At 63.0% G+C, this 21703-nt stretch carries 18 protein-coding genes; 11 read left to right on the top strand and 7 right to left on the bottom strand.

All coding sequences use genetic code 11. From position 1 onward, the window contains the following. Window positions 1-136 precede the first annotated feature (136 nt). From TU75_RS05140 to TU75_RS05125, 4 genes are read right to left on the bottom strand one after another with little or no spacing between them, the layout of a single operon-like run. Entirely contained in the window at window positions 137-1006 is an 870-nt protein-coding gene (locus tag TU75_RS05140; RefSeq protein ID WP_060548353.1) for an efflux RND transporter periplasmic adaptor subunit, read from the bottom strand. A gap of 10 nt (window positions 1007-1016) precedes the next feature. After that, a complete protein-coding gene (locus tag TU75_RS05135; RefSeq protein WP_060548352.1) occupies window positions 1017-1217 on the bottom strand; it encodes a DUF1656 domain-containing protein in 201 nt (66 codons plus the stop codon). Then, complete coding sequence (locus TU75_RS05130; RefSeq protein WP_060548351.1) at window positions 1207-3342, bottom strand: FUSC family protein; 2136 nt, start codon at window positions 3340-3342, stop codon at window positions 1207-1209. Before TU75_RS05130 ends, TU75_RS05135 begins: the two co-directional genes overlap by 11 nt. Next, window positions 3339-4796: an efflux transporter outer membrane subunit gene (locus tag TU75_RS05125; RefSeq protein WP_060548350.1), complete on the bottom strand. Its 1458-nt coding sequence runs from the start codon at window positions 4794-4796 to the stop codon at window positions 3339-3341. The genes TU75_RS05130 and TU75_RS05125 overlap by 4 nt, the downstream gene beginning before the upstream one ends. A 182-nt stretch (window positions 4797-4978) precedes the next feature. Here TU75_RS05125 and TU75_RS05120 point away from each other — a divergent pair, with 182 nt between their 5' ends. The 5 genes from TU75_RS05120 to TU75_RS05100 all read left to right on the top strand — a co-directional run bounded on the left by TU75_RS05120 (window position 4979) and on the right by TU75_RS05100 (window position 9599). Next, window positions 4979-5947 carry a LysR family transcriptional regulator gene (locus TU75_RS05120; RefSeq protein ID WP_004371963.1) on the top strand — a complete coding sequence of 323 codons (969 nt, stop codon included), beginning with the start codon at window positions 4979-4981 and terminating at the stop codon, window positions 5945-5947. Between the two features lie 325 nt (window positions 5948-6272). Next, window positions 6273-7247 carry a 2-hydroxyacid dehydrogenase gene (locus tag TU75_RS05115; RefSeq protein WP_060548349.1) on the top strand — a complete coding sequence of 325 codons (975 nt, stop codon included), beginning with the start codon at window positions 6273-6275 and terminating at the stop codon, window positions 7245-7247. Between the two features lie 111 nt (window positions 7248-7358). Then, window positions 7359-8261, top strand: a complete 903-nt coding sequence (locus tag TU75_RS05110) for a chemotaxis protein CheV (protein WP_004371965.1) — start codon at window positions 7359-7361, stop codon at window positions 8259-8261. A gap of 3 nt (window positions 8262-8264) precedes the next feature. Then, entirely contained in the window at window positions 8265-8747 is a 483-nt protein-coding gene (locus TU75_RS05105; RefSeq protein WP_060548348.1) for a GNAT family N-acetyltransferase, read from the top strand. A gap of 108 nt (window positions 8748-8855) precedes the next feature. After that, complete coding sequence (locus TU75_RS05100; RefSeq protein WP_004371967.1) at window positions 8856-9599, top strand: YkgJ family cysteine cluster protein; 744 nt, start codon at window positions 8856-8858, stop codon at window positions 9597-9599. Between the two features lie 9 nt (window positions 9600-9608). On the opposite strand, the gene TU75_RS05095 is transcribed toward TU75_RS05100, so the two are convergent. The 3 genes from TU75_RS05095 to TU75_RS05085 form a co-directional block, all read right to left on the bottom strand. Further along, window positions 9609-10766 carry a transporter substrate-binding domain-containing protein gene (locus TU75_RS05095; protein ID WP_060548347.1) on the bottom strand — a complete coding sequence of 386 codons (1158 nt, stop codon included), beginning with the start codon at window positions 10764-10766 and terminating at the stop codon, window positions 9609-9611. Window positions 10767-10953: 187 nt separating this feature from the next. Continuing rightward, window positions 10954-11781, bottom strand: coding sequence for a transporter substrate-binding domain-containing protein (locus TU75_RS05090; protein ID WP_060548346.1), 828 nt, complete (start codon window positions 11779-11781; stop codon window positions 10954-10956). Between the two features lie 133 nt (window positions 11782-11914). Further along, entirely contained in the window at window positions 11915-12148 is a 234-nt protein-coding gene (locus TU75_RS05085; protein WP_004371970.1) for a hypothetical protein, read from the bottom strand. A 216-nt stretch (window positions 12149-12364) separates the two neighbouring features. On the opposite strand from TU75_RS05085, the gene TU75_RS05080 reads away from it, so the two are divergent. The 6 genes from TU75_RS05080 (at window position 12365) to TU75_RS05055 (ending at window position 21661) form a co-directional block, all read left to right on the top strand. Further along, on the top strand, window positions 12365-13531 hold the full coding sequence (locus tag TU75_RS05080; protein WP_004371971.1) for an efflux RND transporter periplasmic adaptor subunit: 1167 nt from the start codon (window positions 12365-12367) through the stop codon (window positions 13529-13531). Continuing rightward, window positions 13528-16614 (top strand): multidrug efflux RND transporter permease subunit, encoded by a 3087-nt coding sequence (locus TU75_RS05075; RefSeq protein ID WP_060548345.1) that lies wholly within the window; start codon window positions 13528-13530, stop codon window positions 16612-16614. The genes TU75_RS05080 and TU75_RS05075 overlap by 4 nt, the downstream gene beginning before the upstream one ends. A gap of 9 nt (window positions 16615-16623) precedes the next feature. Further along, entirely contained in the window at window positions 16624-17301 is a 678-nt protein-coding gene (locus tag TU75_RS05070; RefSeq protein ID WP_004371973.1) for a heavy metal response regulator transcription factor, read from the top strand. Beyond that, on the top strand, window positions 17291-18655 hold the full coding sequence (locus TU75_RS05065) for a heavy metal sensor histidine kinase (protein ID WP_060548344.1): 1365 nt from the start codon (window positions 17291-17293) through the stop codon (window positions 18653-18655). The genes TU75_RS05070 and TU75_RS05065 overlap by 11 nt, the downstream gene beginning before the upstream one ends. A 105-nt stretch (window positions 18656-18760) precedes the next feature. Next, window positions 18761-20077: an OprD family porin gene (locus TU75_RS05060; RefSeq protein WP_060548343.1), complete on the top strand. Its 1317-nt coding sequence runs from the start codon at window positions 18761-18763 to the stop codon at window positions 20075-20077. A gap of 87 nt (window positions 20078-20164) precedes the next feature. After that, window positions 20165-21661: a sensor domain-containing diguanylate cyclase gene (locus tag TU75_RS05055; RefSeq protein ID WP_015371202.1), complete on the top strand. Its 1497-nt coding sequence runs from the start codon at window positions 20165-20167 to the stop codon at window positions 21659-21661. Window positions 21662-21703: the final 42 nt, after the last annotated feature.

The following is a 21703-nucleotide window of genomic DNA, read 5'->3' as shown; positions in this document are numbered from 1 at the left end:
GGCTTGTCCTGCGTTGGGCTGCGCAGCAGCCCCAAAACCAGGCGCTGAGCCGTATCAGGTACACCGCATTTTGCTGGATTGGGGGTGCTTCGCACCCCAACGCGGGGCAAGCCCGCTCGCCACAAAAGCCCGCTCGTCACAGCCTGCTCGCCACAGGTGGCTTCACGATCACGGTGCAGGTGATCCCGGCCGCCAACAAAACACCTTCCGGTACCTGATCAATATGAATCCTCACCGGCACGCGCTGGGCCAGCCTCACCCAGTTGAAGGTCGGGTTCACATCCGCGATCAGCTCGCGACTTTCGGGGTTGTCGCGGTCATAGATGCCGCGCGAGATGCTTTCCACATGCCCCTTCAAGGTCTCGCCGCTCATCAATTGCATATCGGCGCTGTCGCCCACCTTCACATGGGGCAGCTTGGTTTCTTCAAAGAAGCCGTAGACCCAGAACGAGTTCATGTCCACCACGGCCATTTTGGCTTCGCCGATGCGCGCATAGTCGCCGCGATGCACGTTGAGGTTGGTGACGTAGCCGTCGACCGCCGCGAGCACTCGGGTGCGTTTGAGGTTGAGCTCGGCGGCGTCCAGTTGCGCCAGGGCGTGCTGGTAATCGGCCAGGGCCGCGTCGGCGATGTTGCTGGCGTCGTCGCGGTTTTCCCTGGAGATCACCAGCGCGTCGAGGTCGGCGCGGCGGTGAGCGTTGACTTTGCGCATGTCCCAGGTGGCTTTGCGTGAGGCCACCAGAGACTGCGCCTGCTTGACCGCAATGCGGTAATGCTCGGGGTCGATCTGCATCAGCAGGTCGCCTTTTTTGACCAACTGGTTATCGCGCACGGGCACCTCGACCACCTCGCCGGTCACGTCGGCCGCGACATTGATGACGTCGGCGCGCACACGGCCGTCGCGAGTCCATGGCGTGTCCATGTAATGCACCCACAGCGCGCGGCCAATCCAGATCGCCAACGCCAATACCAGCAAGGTGGCGAAGAGGCTGAAAAACTTTTTCATCGGGGCATTCTCAACGGTAAATGCAGAGCGCCAGGGCGCCGAACAGGCAGACGAACAGGCTCAGGCGCAGCAACGCCGGGTGCCAGAAAAAACGGTACAGATCAAACCCTGCGATACAGCGATCCAGCGCCCAGGCAAGGGTCGCCGCGATCAGGAACATCAGGGTGATACTCGGCAGGTAGAGGCCGTGGAACGCGATTTCACGAGGCATGCAACGGTCCTTGCGGGTCGAGCAATGAGGTGCGGATAAAGTGCAGGTAGCTTTTGACCCGACGCAGGGCCGAGGTGTCGAAGTGCGGGGCGAAGGGTTCGTCGGTGGCCTGCACGCGGCTGATCGCGTGGTCGACGGCGATCAACCCGCGCTCCAGGTTGCAGGCGTTGGGTTGCAGAAACAGGCGCATCAGCGCACGACCCATCACGCGGATGGCCTGGCGCCACGGCTGGGACTCGGCGTAGGCCGGGTGCACCGGCAGCATTGCCTGCTCGTTGCGCAATTCGATGATCGCGTGGCCGACTTCCTGCACCTGCAGCATCCAGCGCAACAGGTCGCGCTGCACCTGCGGCTGGGCGACGGCGAGGCCGTAGGCCTGGTGCAGGAGATCGCGTGTACGGCTTTCAAACCGTGCGGTCAGGCCCTTGAGCTTGCCGCCGATGGCATACACCACTTGTTCGCGCAGGTCCTGCTCCAGGCGCCGCCACAGCCAGCGGCTGTTGGGCGGCAGGATGATCGCCCCGGCCGCCGCGCACACCAGCATGCCGATCACCATGGCCAGGTAGTCGTTGATGAAGGTGTAGGGGTTGTAGACCGTGAGGTTGTCCGGCACCGAGCCGGTGCCGAAGAAAATCAGCAGGCCAAGCCCCACCCCGGCGTACTGCGGGCGTGAAGCGAGGAAGGTGCCAAGGACGATCACTGGCGCAAGCATCACGCACAGCAACGGAAAACCGTCGATCCACGGGAAGATGAAGAACATCTCGACAAAGCCCACTAGCGCGCCGAGCAAGGTGCCGCAGGCCATCTGAAAGGCCATGCGTTTGGGGTTGGGCGTAGCCGCGCAAAGGCCGACCGTCGCGGCGGCGATCAGCGTCATGGTTGCGCCGCTGGGCCAGGCAGTGGCCACCCAATAACTGCCCAGAACAATCAGGATGAACGCCGCGCGAATGCCTGAAGCGGCGCAGGCCAGCCAGTTGGTTTTCGGCGTGTAGGGTTCGTTCCCCTGCTCCCGCGCATGGCGGTGATCGGCCAGGGACGCGTGGGTGTGCGCGTAGCTGTGCAGGTCGTCGACGAAGCGATAGAGCAGCTCGCAGGCGGTATGAAAATCCAGGTGCTCGGCGCCGCCGGAACTGCCCTGCTCAAAGTGCGCGCGCAGGCTGCGCAGTGTGGTGGGCAAGTCTTGCCTATAGGCGCTCAGTTGCTCGGCAAGGTGTGCGGCGTCAGCGCTGGTGAGGGCGCGGTTCGAGAAACCATCGAGCAATTCTGCGAGGTCCTGCAGGCCCGGTTTGATCGCATCCGCCCCCTCATTGGCACCGCCCGCACGCAGTCGCACCAGCAACTGATGCAGGGCGTTAAAGCGCGTGGTGAGGCTCATGAATTCGCTGTTGAGGCGGTTGAGTCGACCGCTGCGCCGGCGCATGTGCGGGTCTTCGAACACCGTGACGCTGCGCAGCCCTTCCAGGCCCACGGCCTCGGCCATAAAACGCACGTTGGCGGCTTCGAACCCCTCGCGTTGACTGCGCCCGCGCAGGCCGTCGGTGACAAACAGCGCGAACACGCCAAAACGCTGATACAGCGCATTGCGCATCGCGGCGCTGGCGGTTTGCGGCAGGATCGCAGCGCTGACCAGCGTGGAACACACAATCCCCAGGGAGATTTCCAGCACGCGCCACACCGCCGCCATAAAGGCGCTGTCCGGGTGCGACAGCGCCGGCAAGCCGACCATCGCCGCCGTGTAGCCGGCCAGCACACAACCATAGGCGCGAAAGTTGCGATAGCGCGTCGCGCCCGCCGTGCACAGGCCCACCCAGATTGCCAGCGCACCGAGGAACAGTTCGGTGTTCTGCGCAAACAAGGCGATCAACAGCACCATCACCGCCGAGCCGGCCAGGGTGCCCAGCAAGCGGTAAAAACTTTTGGCCAATACCTGGCCGCTCTGCGGCTGCATCACGATAAACACGGTGATCATGGCGGTGCGCGGTTGCGGCAATTCCAGGCGCATGGCCAGCCACAGCGTGAGGAACGCGGCGATCAGCACCTTGAAGATATACACCCAGGTCACGCCGTCGCTGCGCGCCCAGTCGAAGAAGCCCCGGCGCCATTCAAGGGACTGCAGGTATTTCATTGCGGCACGTCCTGCCCGGCTTCGACGCCGCCGCCCAGTGCTGTCACCAGTTCGGCATGGGCACTCAGGCGTGCGGCCTGCACCTGCTGCTCGATCTGCTGTTGGCGAAACAGCAGCGTTTGCGTGCTCAGCACAGTGAGGTAGTCAGTGAGGCCGCGCTGGTAGGCGATGGTCGCGATGTCATGGGTTTTCTGCGCTGACGCCACGGACTGCGCGGCGAAAGAGGCTTGCTTGTCCATGGATGCGCGGCGGATCAACTGGTCGCTGATGCCCTTGAGTGCATTGACCAGAGTCTGGTTGTAGTGCGCCACGGCGATGTCATATCCGGCGCTGGCTTCACCCAGCTCGGCACGCAATCGCCCACCGTCGAAGATCGGCAAGCTGATCGCCGGCCCGACGTTGTAGTTGAATTTTTTGCCGGCCATGAAGGCCAGCAAGCCGCCGCCGGTGGCCATGTAGCCAAGGCCGCCGACCAGGTCGACATTGGGGTAAAAACCGGCCTGCGCGACATCGATGCCACGTGCCTGCGCCACGACCTGCCAGCGGCTGGCGACCACGTCCGGGCGCTGGCCGAGCAACTGCGCGGGCAGGCTCGATGGCAACTTCAGCGGCGCGGCGAGCGACAACGTCGGGCGCTGTAACTGCGCGCCCTCACCGGGTCCTTTACCGGCGAGCGCCGCCACTTGGTTGCGCCCCAGGGCGATGTCTTCGTCGAGCGCGTCCAGTTGGCGATGGGTTTCAGGCAATGAGCTTTCAGCCTGGCTGACCTCCAAATGCGTACCGATGCCGGCGTCCAGTCGCTTATTGGCCAGGTCGAGCATTTGCTGTCGCTGGGCCAGCGTGGCCGCCACGATATCGCGATTGGCGTAGTGCAACGACCACTGGATATAGGCGCGCACCACGTTGTTTTGCAACTCGAGTCGAGCCTGGCGCGCCTCGGCCGCGCGCATATGGGCCAGGTCGACGGCACGCTCGAAGGCCTTGCTTTCACGACCCCACAGGTCAAGGGGGTAGCTCAGGCTCAGGGATGAAGTGTTGTCCCAGGTGGTCGACCCGCTTAGCTCGCCGGGGCCATAGAACTGATCCTTCGGCCAATGGTGGCGCTTGAGAGTGTTGGCGCTGTTGATCTGCAGGGATTCGGCCGACTCGGCCATCCCGGCCAGCGCCCGAGCCTCACGCACCCTGGCGGCGGCCATGGCCATGCTCGGACTGCCTTGGGTGGCGAGCTCGACCCAGCGGTTGAGCTGCGGATCGCCATAGGCCTGCCACCATTGCGCGGTGGGCCAGTGCGCGTCTTGGGCGGCGTGCTGGATAGCCGCATCGGTGGCCAGGTTATTGGCATTCAAGGGCTGGCCTTGGGGGGCGATGCCGCCGGTTCCGATACAGCCGCTGATTGCTAACGATAAAGCCCAAACACTGAGAGTCTTCAGCTCTCTGCTGATGCGACGCGGCACGGCAAGCGAATTCCTGATGGGTAGGTGCGGGAGAGGCGGCGCAATTCTAGGCGGGGCGCTGGAGGAGGATAAGCTGGCATTCCTGTGAATCTTTGTTACCGTTCACGCGACAATCCGTTGGTAGGGATCACTGGACGGGGCCACTTTCTGTCACAATTTGTCATCTCCCCTGAGAACTCTCCATGGACACTTTGCAAAACATGCGCGCGTTCAGTTGCGTGGCCGAAGCCGGCAGCTTCACCGCCGCCGCCGTGCAACTGGACACCACCACCGCCAATGTCTCGCGCGCGGTCTCCAACCTTGAGGCCCACCTGCAAACCCGCTTGCTCAACCGCACCACTCGCCGCATCGCCCTCACCGAAGCCGGCAAACGCTACCTGCTGCGCTGCGAGCAGATCCTGGCCTATGTCGAGGAAGCCGAGGCCGAAGCCAGCGACGCCCATGCCCGCCCCGCCGGGCAACTGAAAGTGCACACCATGACCGGCATCGGCCAGCATTTCGTGATTGATGCCATCGCCCGCTACCGCCGCACGCACCCGGACGTGACCTTCGACCTGACCCTGGCCAACCGCGTGCCCGATCTGCTCGACGAGGGCTACGACGTGTCCATCGTGCTGGCTAGCGAGCTGCCGGACTCGGGCTTCGTCTCCCAGCGCCTGGGCATCACCTACAGCATTGCCTGTGCCTCGCCGGATTACGTCAAGGCCAAGGGCTGCGCCCATCGCCCCCACGACCTGCTCAACCACGCCTGCCTGCGCCTGGTCAGCCCGGTGATCCAGCTGGACAAATGGATCTTCAACGGCCCCGAAGGCCAGGAAAGCGTGGCGATCAACACCTCGCCGTTTCTGGTGAACTCGGCCGACGCGATGAAAACCGCCATCACCAGCGGCATGGGCATCGGCCTGCTGCCGGTGTATGCGGCCATCGAGGGCCTGCGCAACGGCACGCTGGTGCGGGTGATGCCCAACTACCGTTCCCAGGAGCTGAACCTGTACGCCATCTACCCATCGCGCCAATACCTGGATGCGAAGATCAAGACCTGGGTGGAATACCTGCGCGGTTCGTTGCCGGAGATTCTGGCGGCGCATCAGGCGGAGCTGGTGGCGTATGAGCTGAGTGGCAGCCTCAGCGGGGCGCGGCTGGCGAACTGAGCTGTCCGCTATTTCAGGTGCCCAGATCGCTGTGGCATAAGGGCCTGTTGTGGCGAGCAGGCTTGTCCTGCGTTGGGCTGCGCAGCAGCCCCAAAACCAGGCGCTGAGCCGTATCAGGTAAACCGCGCTTTGCTGGACTGGGGGTGCTTCGCACCCCAACGCGGGGCAAGCCCGCTCGCCACAATAAGCCCACACATTTTCCTTAACTGAACGGCATTGGGCTTGCCACAACAAAGCCCGCTCGTGCTGGCTGCGCGGCCTGACAATTGTCAGTGGGGATGTTAGCGTGCCTGGCATTCTTCCGTAGTCGATGAGCCCGCCTGCCATGAAAAAGACTGTCCTCGCCTTCAGCCGTATCACCGCGCCCATGATCGAACGCCTGCAACAGGATTTCGAGGTGATCGCACCCAATCCCAAGCTCGGTGACATCAACGCGCAGTTCAATGAAGCCCTGCCCCATGCTCACGGTTTGATCGGTGCGGGGCGCAAACTGGGCCGCGAGCAGTTGCAGGGCGCGAGCAAACTGGAGGTGGTGTCCAGCGTGTCGGTGGGCTACGACAACTACGACGTGGCGTACCTCGATGAGCGCGGGATCATGCTCACCAACACTCCGGATGTGCTGACCGAAAGCACCGCCGACCTCGCTTTTGCGCTGCTGATGAGCAGCGCACGCCGGGTCGCCGAACTGGACGCCTGGACCAAGGCCGGGCAGTGGAAAGCCAGTGTCGGCGCAGCGTTGTTTGGCTGCGATGTGCACGGCAAGACCCTGGGCATCGTCGGCATGGGTAACATCGGCGCCGCCGTGGCCCGGCGTGGGCGCCTGGGTTTCAACATGCCGATCCTGTACAGCGGCAACAGTCGCAAGACCGCCCTCGAGCAGGAGCTGGGCGCGCAGTTTCGCAGCCTGGAGCAACTGCTGGCCGAGTCGGACTTCGTCTGCCTGGTGGTGCCGTTGAGCGACAAGACGCGTCATCTGATCAGCACCCGGGAGCTGGCGCTGATGAAGTCCAGTGCCATCCTGATCAACATATCCCGAGGCCCGGTGGTGGATGAACCGGCGTTGATCCAGGCCTTGCAGAACCAGACCATTCGCGGCGCCGGGCTGGATGTGTACGAGAAGGAACCGCTGGCCGAGTCACCGCTGTTCCAGTTGAGCAATGCGGTGACCCTGCCGCACATTGGCTCGGCGACCGATGAAACCCGCGAAGCCATGGCCGACCGCGCCCTCGACAACCTGCGCAGCGCCCTGCTGGGCCAGCGCCCGCAGGATCTGGTGAACCCGCACGTGTGGAAGGGCTGACAGCACACCCTGTGGCAGGGGCTCCAGCAGACACAAAATCCGGTTAAAGCCTGGCTCTGCGAAGTCGATAACCTTCCATAGACTGTCTTCCCTGATCCACAGAAGGTTTTTATGCCCACCACCAAAGCCCGCGCAGACTCACTCTCACTTCTGCTCTTTACCTTGCGCAGCGGCAAGCTGATGGCGATCAACCTGCTCAAGGTCAGCGAAATCATCCCCTGCCCGCCGCTGACCAAGCTGCCGGAGTCGCACCCGCACGTCAAAGGCATCGCCACGCTGCGCGGTAACTCGCTGGCGGTGATCGACCTGAGCCGGGCGCTGGGTGAAATGCCCTTGGCGGACCCTGACGGTGGCTGCCTGATCGTCACCGATGTAAGCCGTTCCAAGCAGGGCCTGCATGTGCAAGCGGTGAGCAAGATCGTGCATTGCCTGACCACCGACATCCGTCCGCCGCCCTACGGTTCGGGCGGCAATCGGGCGTTTATCACCGGGGTGACCCAGGTGGAAGGCGGCCTGGTACAGGTGCTGGATATCGAGAAGGTGATCCACGGCATCGCGCCGGCACCCATTGAAGCGGCGCCCACCGACTTGACCATGGACGAAGCCGAAGTGCTCGGCAACGCCCGCATCCTGGTGGTGGACGACAGCCAGGTGGCCCTGCAGCAATCGGTGCACACGCTGCGCAACCTCGGCCTGACCTGCCACACCGCGCGCAGCGCCAAGGAAGCCATTGATGTGCTGCTGGAACTGCAAGGCACCGCCGAGCAGATCAACGTGGTGGTGTCCGACATCGAAATGTCGGAAATGGACGGCTACGCCCTCACCCGCACCCTGCGTGAAACTCCGGACTTCCAGCAACTCTACGTGCTGCTGCACACCTCCCTGGACAGCGCGATGAACAGCGAAAAAGCCCGCCTGGCCGGAGCCGACGCGGTGTTGACCAAGTTCTCCTCGCCCGAGCTGACCAAGTGCCTGGTGATAGCCGCGCAGGCCGTGGCGCAAAAGGGCCTGTAAAGGGTGACCGAGTATTACCAGTTACTGCGGCGCGACCTCACGGGCAACCTGCCCGCGCCGCAGTGGCCACAGGCTATTCGGTTGGAGCCTTACCGCGACGAGCTGGCGCCGGACATTCATGCGCTGTTGCGCCTGACCGAAGACCAGGGCGGTGGTCGTGTCGCCAGCCTGGCGCAATGGCGCCAGTCATTTTTCACCGATGCCGAGTTCGATCCTGCGTTGTGCCTGGTGGTCAGTCGCGCGGATTGCGTTCTCGGCGTGGCGCACTGCTGGACCAGCGCGTTTATCAAGAACCTGGCGGTGCATCCCGATGCTCAGGGGCAGGGGCTCGGTCGAGCGCTGTTACTGCACGCGTTTGCAGTGTTCAAGCAGCGCGGCGAACCCTGTGCCGATCTCAAGGTGCGCGAGAGTAACCAACGCGCCCGGAACCTGTATGAAAGCGCCGGAATGAGATTTGTCCTACGCGACGTGGTGCCTGACGTCTGACAATCACTGGCGCATAACTTGCTTTCAGAGAACCTAAACGCTGGGTAGCGGTAAAAAACCGCCGCCGTTCAAGAGCGCCCTCTGACCTTGCCTGGTGACAGATACGCCATGAACACTCACTTTTCCTGCGTCGGTTGCGGCAAATGCTGCAGCGACCATCATGTGCCCCTCACCCTCGCCGAGGCCCGCCAGTGGGCGGCCGACGGCGGCAATATCATCATTCTGGTGGAAGCTTTTCTCGGCAACGGCCTGGGTCTTCCCGTCAACCAGCGCGAGCATGCCGAACGCCGTTCGGTGGTGGTGCCCAGCGGCACGGCCGAGGCGTTCGTGGCGATCACCTTTGCCGCCTACAACGCCGGGCGCTGCCGGAATCTTGACGAAGACAACCGCTGCGGCATCTATGAGCGTCGTCCACTGGTGTGCCGCATCTACCCGATGGAAATCAACCCGCATATTCCGCTCAGCACCGCTACCAAGGACTGCCCGCCGGAATCCTGGGAACAGGGCCCGGCATTGATCGTCGGCGGTGAACTGGTGGATGCGCAATTGGCCGAGCTGATCAGGCGTTCACGCCAGGCAGACCGCGATGATGTGCAAACCAAGGAGGCGGTGTGCGCGCTGCTGGGCATCTGCACCACGGCGCTCAAAGGTGATGGATTTACCGCGTACCTGCCGGACATGAACGCCTTTGCTCAGGCGATCGAATTGGCGGTGCAGCAGCCGACAGCGAGCAACGAGTGGGTGTTTCATGTGTCTGCGATGGACGTTGCCGAACAAATGCTCGATGCCGGCGCCCGAATCGCCACCCAGGTGCCGGCCAATTACGCCTTTATTTCATTGCGCGCGTCCTAGCGCGCCAGTTCACAGCCCGGCCAGGCATTCGATTTCTATGCGGGCATTGTCCAACAGCTTGCCGGCGGCGAACGTGGTACGCGCCGGCAGGCGGTCAGAAGGAAAATAGCGGGTATAAACGCTGTTCATCGCCGAAAAATCGTTGATGTCGGCAAGAATCACCGTGCATTTGGCCACCCTGTCCATTCCCACGCCTCTGCTCTTGAGCGTGTTGCGCAAGGTCTCAAGGGCCTGGGCCGTTTCTGCGCGGATGCCGCCGCGCACGAGCTTGCCACTTTCATCCTGCCCCAGCAGCCCGGAGAGGTAGAGCGTTTGCCCCAGTTGCACGGTTTGCGAAAACGGCAAACCAGCGCCTGCCGGAACGTGAACCATTGTGGCCGGCTGTGGCTCTGCGGCCACCGGCGCCAGGTACGACTGGGTAATCGCCGCGTACTTGCCATTGTCTTTCAGGCGTTGCAGGGCGCGATTCAGGGCGGCCGTCAACGTGGGGTCGCTCTTGCGCGTGGCAATCGCAACGCCGCCGCCGAGCATTTCATCGACGATGCGGGGGCCCGCAAAGGCAAATGCAGCGCCTTGCGGGGTGTTCAACAAGGCTTCGGTGATTTCGATGGTGTTCTGCAGGGTCGCGTCCAGCTCGCCTTTCAACAGGCTGGCGATCAGCTCTGCATTGAGGTTGAAACTGCGTATCACCACGCCCTGGGGCGCCCAGCGTGCCTTGGCAAAGGCTTCGCGGCTAGTGCCGGCCAACACGCCGACACGCTTGCCCTTGAGCGATTGCGCCTCGGGCAGCAGATTGGCCCCGGTGCGGGCGACCAGGCGGCTTTCCAACGGATAGAGCAGGTCGGTGAAGTCGAGGTTTTCGCGTCGAGCCGGGGTCGGCGTCATCGGCATGATTGCGTCAAAGCGCCCGCCCTGCAGCGCCTCGATATTGCTGGCATAGGGCTGATCGACCCACACGCAGCGCGCGTTGAGCTCGGCACACAGCGCGTTGCCCAGTTCGATATCCAGCCCTTTGAGCTCGCCTCGCTCATCCCGGTACTCAAATGGTTTTACATCGGCTTCGACGCCAAAACGTATCTCGCTCCACGACGCCGCAGGCGGCGGGGGAACCGCACATCCGCTCCCGGCAAACAATGCCAGGCTAAGCGCCAGTATTCGTCTAGTCATACAAACTGTCCTGTGCAAAGAGGGTGGGAGGCGTCCCGACTCAATCACTCAAGCCCGACCGCACTCAACTTTCCAACAGGCCACTTTTTAGCAGGCACTCGACCCTGTCTAAGCGCGACATGTCCGCTTGGCGCGTAGGTAATTTCCCAAAGGCACTGAACGGTATGGGGCGTTTATCACAGATCGGTCAGCCATCACTGCGGGGAGCGAGCATATCCAGTCGGTAAGGCTGGACGATCCGCTGGTATTCGCCGTTGTGCATCAACTGCTCAAGCGCGCCATTAAGATCGCGCCGCAACGCGGTATCGGACTTGCGCACCGCGATCGCCACGCTGTCGCCAAGAAGGGGCGACGAGACGACTGGGCCGAGAAAATCGAAATCCTGGCCGACGGCGGTGTCGAGCAGCACGTCGCGAATTTCTACGGTGCCTTGCAATGTGGCGTCGATATCCCCCGCCACCAGTGCGCGAACCAGTTGATCGTTGAGCCAGTAGCTCTTGATCCGAACTCCCCTGGGAGCCCATTCGGCCAAGGCGAAGGCCTCGCGGTTGCTGCCCAGCAAGACGCCCACGCACTTGCCCCTGAGCGCGCGCGCGGTGGGCATCAGGCCGGAGTTTTTGCGCGCAACCAGGCGCGTGGTGAACGGATAGAGGTCGTCGGTGAAGCTCACCTCTCGGCGCCGCTGCGGTGTCGGGGCGATGCCCATGATCGCGTCGAATTGCCTGGCCTCAAGGCCCGAGAAATTTTCTGATAACACCTGGTCGACCCAGGTGCACCGCACATTGAGCTGCTGGCACAAGGCCCTACCCAGTTCAATATGCAGCCCGACCAACTGGTCCTGCTGATTGCGGCTTTGGAAAGGTGGAAATTGTGCGACGACGGCAAAACGGATTTCGTTTCGTGGCGAGTCATCCGCCAGGGCGAAGGGAAAAATACCAGTCGACAGCGCTAAGGCAAACACTACGCAGACGCGTATCTGGGCCACGGGAACGTCCTTTTCCAGAAAAATCGACATGGCCGACGGACCCTTTCAGAGGGGGCCGTGGGCGAATGCCGTGCAAGCTTTCAAGAAACGGACGTAGACCTACAAGCGGAAATATCAGCCAGCTTTGTAGGCAAAGGCCGATACAGCACTCAACTGAATACTCTCAACGTTTGCCCATTGACCGACGCGTACCCGGCGGCGCCATGCCCGGCGACTTGGTGTGACCGTTCCTGGCACCGTTCTTGTACCAGGGCTGGGCAGTTTGCTTCGCGCCAGCCAGTTCACCCGGTTTGAACGGGAATTTGAACGCCGCAATCTCGGTTTTTTCAACGCCGTCAGCGCTGGCCGGATCGGCGAGATCAGTCGCCTCAACAGGGGGTTGTGTCGGGGAAGTCATGAAAGCTCCGGCGCTGCGATGGGTGTGAGGGCGCCAGTATAGCGGGGCCGGAGGGGCGAGCGGTAAGCTTCAAGCGGCAAGTTGCAAGCGCCAGCTGTCACGGCTGTCAGTTTGACGTCACGCTGCTGACCGGATGCCACCGCTATAACGCTCACTATAACTATCCACTTGCAGCTTGCGGCGCCGCGCCCGCAACTGCGCTTCTGGCGCTCGCCCATGCTCATTCAACGCAAAACCGCTCTTATCGTTGGCGTCCTCGTGGTGCTGGCCGTTACCGCCTGGGCCTTGACCCGCCCGGCCAAAACCCGGCTGGCAGCGCCGAGCGCCATACCGGTGCGAGTGGTGAGCGTGGCGCAGCAGGACGTCCCGCGCTTTGTCAGCGGCATTGGCACAGTGCTGTCGTTGCACAGCGTGGTCATTCGCCCCCAGGTGGACGGCATTCTCACCCAATTACTGGTCAAGGAAGGCCAACGGGTCAAGGCCGGCGACCTGCTCGCCACCCTCGACGACCGCTCGATCCGCGCCAGCCTCGCCCAGGCCAGGGCGCAATTGGGCGAGAACCAGGCCCAGTTGCAAGTGGCGTTGATCAACCTCAAGCGTTACAAGGAGCTGAGCATCGATAACGGCGTATCGAAGCAGACCTATGACCAGCAACAGGCCCTGGTCAACCAGCTCAAGGCCACCGCACAGGGCAACCAGGCCGCGATTGATGCGGCTCAGGTGCAGCTTTCCTACACGCAAATTCGTTCACCGGTCAGCGGTCGCGTAGGGATTCGTAGCGTCGACGAAGGCAACTTCCTGCGCACAAGCGACACCCAGGGGTTGTTCTCGGTCACCCAGATTGACCCGATTGCCGTCGAGTTTTCCCTGCCGCAACAGATGCTGCCAACCCTGCAGGGCCTGATCGCAGCCCCCGACAAAGCCAGTGTCGACGCGTATCTCGGTGCCGACACCGACGGCCAGACCGGTGACCTGCTCGGCGCGGGCCACTTGAGCCTGATCGACAACCAGATCAGCTCCACCACCGGCACCCTGCGCGCCAAGGCCGAGTTCGACAACGCTGCACAACGCCTGTGGCCGGGTCAACTGGTGACCATCAAGATCCAGACCGCCCTCGACAAAAATGCCCTGGTGGTGCCGCCCACCGTGGTGCAACGCGGGCTGGACACGCATTTCGTGTACCGGGTCAACGCGGGCAAGGTTGAAGTGGTGCCCGTGCAAGTCACCTATCAGGACAGCGACCTCACTATCATCCAAGGCGTGCAGGCCGGCGACGTGCTGGTGAGCGACGGGCAATCGCGGCTCAAGGCCGGTGCCCAGGTGGACGTGCTCAAGGAGCCGCCGCAGGTGATCCAGACCGTCGATGCCAAGGTGCAGCCATGAAGTCGCCTTCGGCCTGGTGCGTCGACCACCCGGTCGCCACCCTGCTGCTGACCTTCGCCCTGGTGCTGCTCGGGATCATTGCCTTCCCGCGCCTGGCTATCGCCCCACTACCGGAGGCGGAATTTCCGACGATCCAGGTAACCGCGCAACTGCCCGGCGCCAGCCCCGACACCATGGCCTCATCGGTGGCGACGCCATTGGAGGTGCAGTTCAGCGCCATCCCCGGCATGACCCAGATGACCTCCAGCAGCGCATTGGGCTCAAGCCTGCTGACCTTGCAGTTCACCCTCAGCAAGAGCATCGACACCGCTGCCCAGGAAGTGCAGGCGGCGATCAATACCGCAGCCGGCAAGCTGCCCCGCGACATGCCCAACCTGCCGACCTGGAAAAAGGTCAATCCGGCCGACAGCCCGGTGCTGATTCTCAGCGTCAGCTCCGCCAGCATGCCCGGCACCGAACTGAGCGACTACGTGGAAACCCTGCTGGCGCGGCAGATCAGCCAGATCGACGGGGTCGGCCAGATCAACATCACCGGCCAGCAACGCCCGGCGATTCGCGTGCAGGCCTCGCCGGACAAACTCGCCGCCATCGGACTCACCCTGGCCGACGTGCGCCTGGCCATCCAGCAATCGAGCCTTAACCTGGCCAAGGGCGCAATCTACGGCAAGGACAGCGTGTCGACCCTGTCGACCAACGACCAGCTGTTTCAACCCGAGGACTACGCCCAGCTGATTGTGTCCTACAAAAACGGCGCACCGGTTCAACTGCGTGACATCGCCAAAGTGGTCAACGGCTCGGAAAACGCCTACGTGCAGGCTTGGTCCGGCGATACGCCCGGCGTCAACCTGGTGATCTCACGCCAGCCCGGCGCCAACATCGTCGACACCGTGGACCGCATCCAGGCCGAGCTGCCGCGTCTGGAGGCGATGTTGCCGGCGTCGGTGCAGGTCAGCGTGTTGACCGACCGCACCAGGACCATTCGCGCCTCGCTGCATGAAGTGGAAGTGACCCTGCTGATCGCAATCCTGCTGGTGGTGGCGGTGATGGCACTGTTCCTGCGCCAGCTGTCGGCCACACTGATTGTGTCCAGCGTGCTGGGCGTGTCGCTGATCGCCAGCTTCGCGCTGATGTACCTGATGGGGTTCAGCCTGAACAACCTGACGCTGGTGGCGATCGTGATCGCCGTGGGCTTCGTGGTGGACGATGCGATTGTGGTAGTGGAAAACATCCACCGTCACCTCGAAGCCGGGCTGGGCCAGCGCGAAGCGGCGATCAAGGGCGCCGGCGAGATCGGGTTTACCGTGGTTTCCATCAGCTTTTCGCTGGTGGCGGCGTTTATTCCGCTGTTGTTCATGGGCGGCGTGGTCGGACGGTTGTTCAAGGAGTTCGCGCTGACGGCGACCTCGACCATCCTGATTTCGGTGGTGGTCTCGCTGACCCTGGCGCCCACCCTCGCCGCGCTGTTCATGCGCGCGCCCACGCACGCGGCCCACGACAAACCCGGCTTCAGCGAACGCCTGCTGGCCGGTTACGCACGCAATCTGCGTCGCGCGCTGGCCCATCAGCGCAGCATGGCGGCACTCTTTCTGGTGACGCTGGCGCTGGCCGTGGTCGGCTACGTGTTTATCCCCAAGGGCTTTTTCCCGGTGCAGGACACCGGCTTTGTGCTCGGCACCAGCGAAGCAGCGGCCGACGTGTCGTACCCGGACATGGTCGCCAAGCACAAGGCCCTGGCCGAGATCGTCAAGGACGACCCGGCGGTGCTGGCGTTTTCCCATTCGGTGGGCGTCACCGGCAGTAACCAGACCATCGCCAACGGCCGCTTCTGGATCGCCTTGAAAGACCGGGGCGAGCGCGATGTGTCCGCCAGCCAGTTCATCGACCGTATCCGTCCGAAACTGGCGAAGGTGCCGGGCATCGTCCTGTACCTGCGCGCCGGGCAGGACATCAACCTCAGCTCCGGCCCCAGCCGCGCGCAGTACCAATACGTGCTCAAGAGCAACGACGGTGCGACGCTGAATACCTGGACCCAGCGCCTCACCGAAAAACTGCGCGGCAACCTGGCGTTTCGCGACCTGTCCAACGACCTGCAACTGGGCGGCAGCATCACTCACATCAGCATCGACCGCCAGGCCGCCGCGCGCTTCGGGCTCACCGCCACCGATGTCGATCAGGCGCTGTACGACGCGTTCGGTCAGCGCCAGATCAACGAGTTCCAGACCGAGACCAACCAGTATCAGGTGGTGCTCGAACTGGACACCCGGCAACGCGGCAAGACCGAGAGCCTGCACTATTTTTACCTGCGCTCGCCGCTGACCAACGAGATGGTGCCGCTGTCGGCGCTGGCCAGCGTCGACGCGCCCACCGTCGGGCCGTTGTCGATCAGCCATGACGGCATGTTCCCGGCCGCCAACTTGTCGTTCAACCTGGCGCCCGGCGTGGCCCTAGGCGACGCGGTGATCATGCTCGAGCAGGCCAAGAATGAAATCGGCATGCCGACCACGATCATCGGCAACTTCCAGGGCGCGGCCCAGGCGTTCCAGAGTTCGCTCGCCAGCCAGCCGTGGCTGATCCTCGCGGCGCTGGTGGCGGTCTACATCATCCTGGGGGTGTTGTACGAAAGCTTCGTGCACCCACTGACGATTATTTCCACCCTGCCGTCAGCCGGGCTGGGGGCGCTGATCATGCTGACGTTGATGGGCCAGGACTTTTCGATCATGGCGCTGATAGGCCTGGTGTTGCTGATCGGCATCGTCAAGAAGAATGGCATCCTGATGATCGATTTCGCCCTGGAGGCGCAACGCGTGCGCGGCATGGCGCCGCACGATGCCATTTACGAGGCCTGTGTCACGCGGTTCCGGCCGATCATCATGACCACCCTCGCCGCCCTGCTCGGCGCCGTGCCGCTGATGCTGGGCGCCGGCCCTGGCGCCGAGTTGCGCCAGCCACTGGGTATCGCGGTGGTCGGCGGGTTGCTGGTGAGCCAGGCACTGACGCTGTTCACCACGCCGGTCATATACTTGTACCTCGAAAGGTTTTTCCACCGGCCCAAACCAGCTGCCGAGCTGGCGACCACACGCTGAGGCGGTGCCATGCGCGTCCTGATTATCGAAGATGAAGAAAAAACCGCAGACTACCTGCATCGCGGCCTCACCGAGCAAGGCTACACCGTCGACGTGGCGCGCGAGGGCGTCGAGGGGTTACACCTGGCGCTGGAGAACGACTACGCGGTGATCGTGCTCGATGTGATGCTGCCCGGCCTCGACGGCTTCGGCGTGCTGCGGGCGTTGCGCGCGCGCAAGCAGACGCCGGTCATCATGCTCACTGCCCGCGAACGCGTGGAAGACCGCATTCGCGGCCTGCGCGAAGGCGCCGATGATTACCTGGGCAAGCCGTTTTCATTTCTAGAGCTGGTGGCACGCCTGCAGGCGCTGACCCGGCGCAGCGGTGGTCACGAGCCGGTACAGGTGACGGTCGCCGACCTGTGGATCGACCTGATCAGCCGCAAGGCCAGCCGCAATGGCGTGCGCCTGGACCTTACCGCCAAGGAGTTTTCGCTGCTCAGCGTATTGGCCCGCCGCCAGGGCGAAATCCTCTCCAAGACGGCGATTGCCGAGATGGTCTGGGACATCAATTTCGACAGCGACGCCAACGTGGTCGAAGTGGCGATCAAACGTCTGCGCGCCAAGCTCGACGGGCCGTTCGAACACAAGCTGCTGCACACCATTCGCGGTATGGGGTACGTGTTGGAGAATCGCAGTGTCGGTTGACTCGATTGCCGTGCGTCTGAGCGGACTGTTCACCCTGGTGGCGGCGCTGATCTTCCTGTTGATCGGCGGCGTGCTGTACCAGCAGGTGGATCGCGGCCTGGGCCTGTTGCCGGGGGCGGAGCTGGATGCGCGTTACAGCGTGCTGGAGTCGTCGGTCAATCGTTTCGGTACGCCGGAGCATTGGGTGAAAATCCGCGCCAAGCTCAAGCTGCTGGGAGAGGAAGACAAGCGCATCCGCTTCTGGGTGGTCAGCAGCGACCCCAACTACGAGTACGGCGAACCGGACGCGCAGATTCGCGCATTCGCCCAGGGCCCGGTCGGTAAACGCGATTTGCGCCTGCCTGACCATGCCTATCCGTTCAAGGTGCTGGTGAGCCAGTTCGCGGCCAAGGATCAGCGCCCGCCCCTGCGTTTCATGATTGCCATCGATACCGAGAACTTCCGCGCCACCCAGCATCACCTGCTGGTGGCCCTGGTCAGTCTTGCGCTGGTCGGCGTGGTGCTGGCCTCGCTGCTGGGGTTCTGGGTGGCGCGCATCGGCCTCAAGCCGCTGGAAAGACTCTCCGGCGAAGCGCGCAAGCTGGCGCCGCCCAAGCTCTCCGGGCGCCTGCAACTGTCGCCGTTGCCGCCGGAACTGAGTCAGTTCGTCAACTCGTTCAACGCCACCCTCGACCGCGTCGAACAGGCCTATTCACGCCTGGAATCGTTCAACGCCGATGTGGCCCACGAACTGCGCTCGCCGCTGACCAACCTGATCGGTCAGACCCAGGTGGCCCTCACACGCGGGCGCTCGGCCGAGCATTACTTCGAGGTGCTGCAATCGAACCTGGAAGAACTCGAGCGCCTGCGCTCGATCATCAACGACATGCTGTTCCTGGCCAGCGCCGATCAGGGCAGCAAGGCCACCAAGCTGATCGAAAGCTCCCTGGCCGATGAAGTGGCGACCACGCTCGACTACCTGGACTTCATCCTCGAAGACGCCCAGGTCCAGGTACGGGTACAGGGCGACGCCCAGGTGCAGATCGAAAAAGCCCACCTGCGCCGTGCACTGATCAACCTGCTGAGTAATGCGGTGCAACACACCGCGCCGGGGCAGATCATCGAGGTGACTATCGAGGTGCAACAGCAGCAAGTGGCGATTGCTGTGACCAACCCCGGCGAGGCGATTGCCGCCGAGCACCTGCCGCGGTTGTTCGAGCGCTTCTATCGGGTGGACGCGTCGCGCAGCAACAGCGGGGCCAATCACGGACTGGGACTGGCCATCGTCAAGGCGATTGCGTTGATGCATGCCGGCGATGTGTTCGTACGCAGCGAGGGTGGCGCGAATACCTTCGGCATTATCCTGCCGCGCTGACAACTGTTGCGGTTTTGGCAACAGTCATTATCTTGTTACACTCTTCGATTCTCAAAGCCGCCGATCATCAGCGGCTTTTTTTTGCCATCCATAAAGGAGCCACCGGTGCAGACCTCGCTCACCCCGTTATTCCTCGCCATTGCAGCAACGATCAGCCCCCTCGCCCACGCAGCCGACACCCCTCACACCGACGGTTTCGTCGAAGGCTCCAGCCTCAAGCTCAATGCACGCAACTACTACATGAACCGCGACCGTCGCGACATTCACACCGATGACAGCAAGGAGTGGGGCCAGGGCTTTCTCGGCACGTTCGAGTCCGGCTACACCCAGGGCCCCGTGGGTTTTGGCCTGGACGCCCACGCCATGCTCGGCCTCAAGCTCGACGGCGGTGGCGGCACTGACGGTTCCAGCATCCTTCCCTACGGCGGCGGCAACGGCAAGGCGCCCGGTGCGTTCTCGACCGCTGGCGGCACCCTGAAGATGCGCGCGTTCGACACCGAGCTTAAAGCCGGCGACCTGTTCCTCAACAACCCGGTGATCGCCGGCGGCATGACCCGCATGCTGCCCCAGACTTTCCGTGGCATCAGCCTGACCAACCACAGCATCGACGGCTGGCTGTTCGAAGGCGGCCAGGCCAGTTTCACCAAGCTCTATAACCAGAGTGGTCACCGGCGCATCGGCACCAGTTACGGCGCACTCCCACTCAATACCGACAGCCAGCACCTGAACTGGGCCGGTGTCTCGTTCAGCGCCATTCCCAGCGTGACCAGCAACCTCTACGCCTCCGAACTCAAGGACGTGTGGCAGCAGTACTACTACGACCTGGACTACACCTATGTGATGAACGAGATGATCAGTCTCAATCCCGGCCTGCACTACTACCACACCCAGGACACCGGGCAGTCGCTGCTGGGGGCTATCGACAACAACACCTACAGCCTGCACTTCACCGTTGCGGCCGGCCATCACAGCGTCACTGCCGCGTACCAGCGTGTCAACGGCAACACCCCGTTTGACTACATTGCCCAGGGCGACAGCGTCTTCCTCGACAATTCCCAGCAATACTCGGACTTCAACGGGCCCAACGAACGCTCGTGGAAACTCAAGTACGCCTATAACTTCGGCGGCCTGGGCCTGCCCGGCCTGACCTCGGCCGTGTCCTACATCAGCGGCCAGACTGACCTGACCAAAGTCGACCCGCAGAGCCGTGGCTACAGCGCGTGGTACAGCGCCGACGGCAAGGACGCCAGGCACTGGGAACGCGATATCGACTTGAAGTATGTGGTGCAGAGCGGCAAGGCCAAGGACCTCGCCGTACGTCTGCAATGGGCGACCCACCGAGGCAGCAACGGCTACTCGGCGGTGGATCGGGACGTGGACGAGTACCGCATGATCCTCGACTATCCATTCGAAGTGTTCTGACGCGCCAAATCTTTCTTTTTAGCAGGGCATTCACTTTTCATCGGGTAGAACTAAACTGCCAGCATCTGCGCTGCTGAAGTCTGCCCGATGAATAAACGCTCTGGTCGCACCCCGCCTGCCCACCCGGAACTGTTGCTGATGCTGGGCAGCGGTCTCACCGTCGCACTGATTTTGATCATCGTCACGGCGCTGTTGATCCGTGAGCACGCCAGCACGCTGCTGGCAGCCACGCGCTCGACCACCAACATTGCCCAGTTGATCAATGCCGATGTGTTGCGCAACGTCGAGCTGTACGACCTGGCACTCACCGAGCTGATCGAGACCGGGCAACGTGAAAACTTGTCCGGGGTGGCTGCGGATATTCGCCATCGGCTGCAGTTTGATCTGTCCACCGCCGCGCCCTACAAGGGCGAAGTCCTGCTGCTGGACGCCAAGGGCGACGTGATTGCGGACTCTTCGGCCCTCAAACCCACGCCGCGTAATTTCGCCAACCGTGATTATTTCCAGGTGCACGCCAATAACGCACAGGCCGGGCTGTTCATCAGCCGGCCCTTCAGGATTCACTGCAACTGCGAGCAGGTCTGGCGCATGGCATTCAGCCGGCGTGTGTCGGGGCCCAACGGTGAGTTCGCCGGCGTCGCGGTAGCGACCATGCGTCTGGCGTACTTCGACCAGCTATTCAGCAGCCTGACCATCGGCAACGGCAGCAGCATCAACCTGTTGAGCAGCAAAGGCATCCTCTTGGCCCAGCAGCCGCTGCTGGAGCGCGAAATGATCGACAAGGACCTGAGCGACCGGCCCAACTTCAAGCGAATGCTGCGTGAGGGCATGGGCAGTTTTCAGGCGATTTCCGCCATCAGCGGCAAGGAGCGTCTGTATACCTTCACCAACGTCGGTGCACTGCCGCTGATTGTCGTGGTGGCGCTGTCCAGAGAGGATGTCTTCGCCCAATGGCACCGCGCCGCGCTGCTGACCGGCGGGGCCACCGGCATATTGTGCATTGGCGTGCTGTGGCTGAGCTGGATGCTGCGCCGCGAACTGCGCCGTCGTCATCGCGCCGAGCGCGTGCTGTCGGAACTGGCCGCCACCGATGCACTGACCGGCCTGCCCAACCGCCGCATCCTCGATGAGCGCCTGCGCCTGGAATGGGACCGCGCGCAGCGCTCCACCGAGTCGCTCACGCTGCTGATGATTGATGTGGACCACTTCAAGGCCTTCAACGACCGGCATGGCCATAACGGCGGCGATGAGGCACTGCGCAACGTGGCTCAGGTGATCGGCAGCAACATACGCCGCCCCGCTGACCTGGCGGCGCGCTATGGCGGGGAAGAGTTTGCAGTGGTGCTGCCGCATACCGACGCCAACGGCGCCTGGGTGATTGCCGAGCACATCCGCAGTGGTGTGGAGCATTTGCCGAGGGTGGCCGAAGATGGTCGCCCCATCACCGTGAGCATCGGCTTGAGCACCTGGAACAAGCGCAGTCGAACCTCCCTGGAGGCATTATTGCTCAGTGCGGACCAGGCGCTGTATGAAGCCAAGCACACGGGTCGCAACCGGATTGTGGATGCCGCAACCCTGGGTTGAGAAACGCCTGCCCATAAAGACAGGCGTGGTTTGGGCGTCAGC

This window comes from Pseudomonas poae, assembly GCF_001439785.1.
Lineage (GTDB): Bacteria > Pseudomonadota > Gammaproteobacteria > Pseudomonadales > Pseudomonadaceae > Aquipseudomonas > Aquipseudomonas poae.
Note: the sequence above shows the minus strand (reverse complement) of the source record. Positions and strands in the feature narration are given on the sequence as shown.

Bases quoted from the DNA above. Each gene is read 5' to 3' on its own strand.
- TU75_RS05140 (WP_060548353.1), bottom strand. From the start codon at position 1,006: ATGAAAAAGTTTTTCAGCCTCTTCGCCACCTTGCTGGTATTGGCGTTG.
- TU75_RS05135 (WP_060548352.1), bottom strand. From the start codon at position 1,217: ATGCCTCGTGAAATCGCGTTCCACGGCCTCTACCTGCCGAGTATCACC.
- TU75_RS05130 (WP_060548351.1), bottom strand. From the start codon at position 3,342: ATGAAATACCTGCAGTCCCTTGAATGGCGCCGGGGCTTCTTCGACTGG.
- TU75_RS05120 (WP_004371963.1), top strand. From the start codon at position 4,979: ATGGACACTTTGCAAAACATGCGCGCGTTCAGTTGCGTGGCCGAAGCC.
- TU75_RS05115 (WP_060548349.1), top strand. From the start codon at position 6,273: ATGAAAAAGACTGTCCTCGCCTTCAGCCGTATCACCGCGCCCATGATC.
- TU75_RS05110 (WP_004371965.1), top strand. From the start codon at position 7,359: ATGCCCACCACCAAAGCCCGCGCAGACTCACTCTCACTTCTGCTCTTT.
- TU75_RS05100 (WP_004371967.1), top strand. From the start codon at position 8,856: ATGAACACTCACTTTTCCTGCGTCGGTTGCGGCAAATGCTGCAGCGAC.
- TU75_RS05095 (WP_060548347.1), bottom strand. From the start codon at position 10,766: ATGACTAGACGAATACTGGCGCTTAGCCTGGCATTGTTTGCCGGGAGC.
- TU75_RS05090 (WP_060548346.1), bottom strand. From the start codon at position 11,781: ATGTCGATTTTTCTGGAAAAGGACGTTCCCGTGGCCCAGATACGCGTC.
- TU75_RS05085 (WP_004371970.1), bottom strand. From the start codon at position 12,148: ATGACTTCCCCGACACAACCCCCTGTTGAGGCGACTGATCTCGCCGAT.
- TU75_RS05080 (WP_004371971.1), top strand. From the start codon at position 12,365: ATGCTCATTCAACGCAAAACCGCTCTTATCGTTGGCGTCCTCGTGGTG.
- TU75_RS05075 (WP_060548345.1), top strand. From the start codon at position 13,528: ATGAAGTCGCCTTCGGCCTGGTGCGTCGACCACCCGGTCGCCACCCTG.
- TU75_RS05070 (WP_004371973.1), top strand. From the start codon at position 16,624: ATGCGCGTCCTGATTATCGAAGATGAAGAAAAAACCGCAGACTACCTG.
- TU75_RS05055 (WP_015371202.1), top strand. From the start codon at position 20,165: ATGAATAAACGCTCTGGTCGCACCCCGCCTGCCCACCCGGAACTGTTG.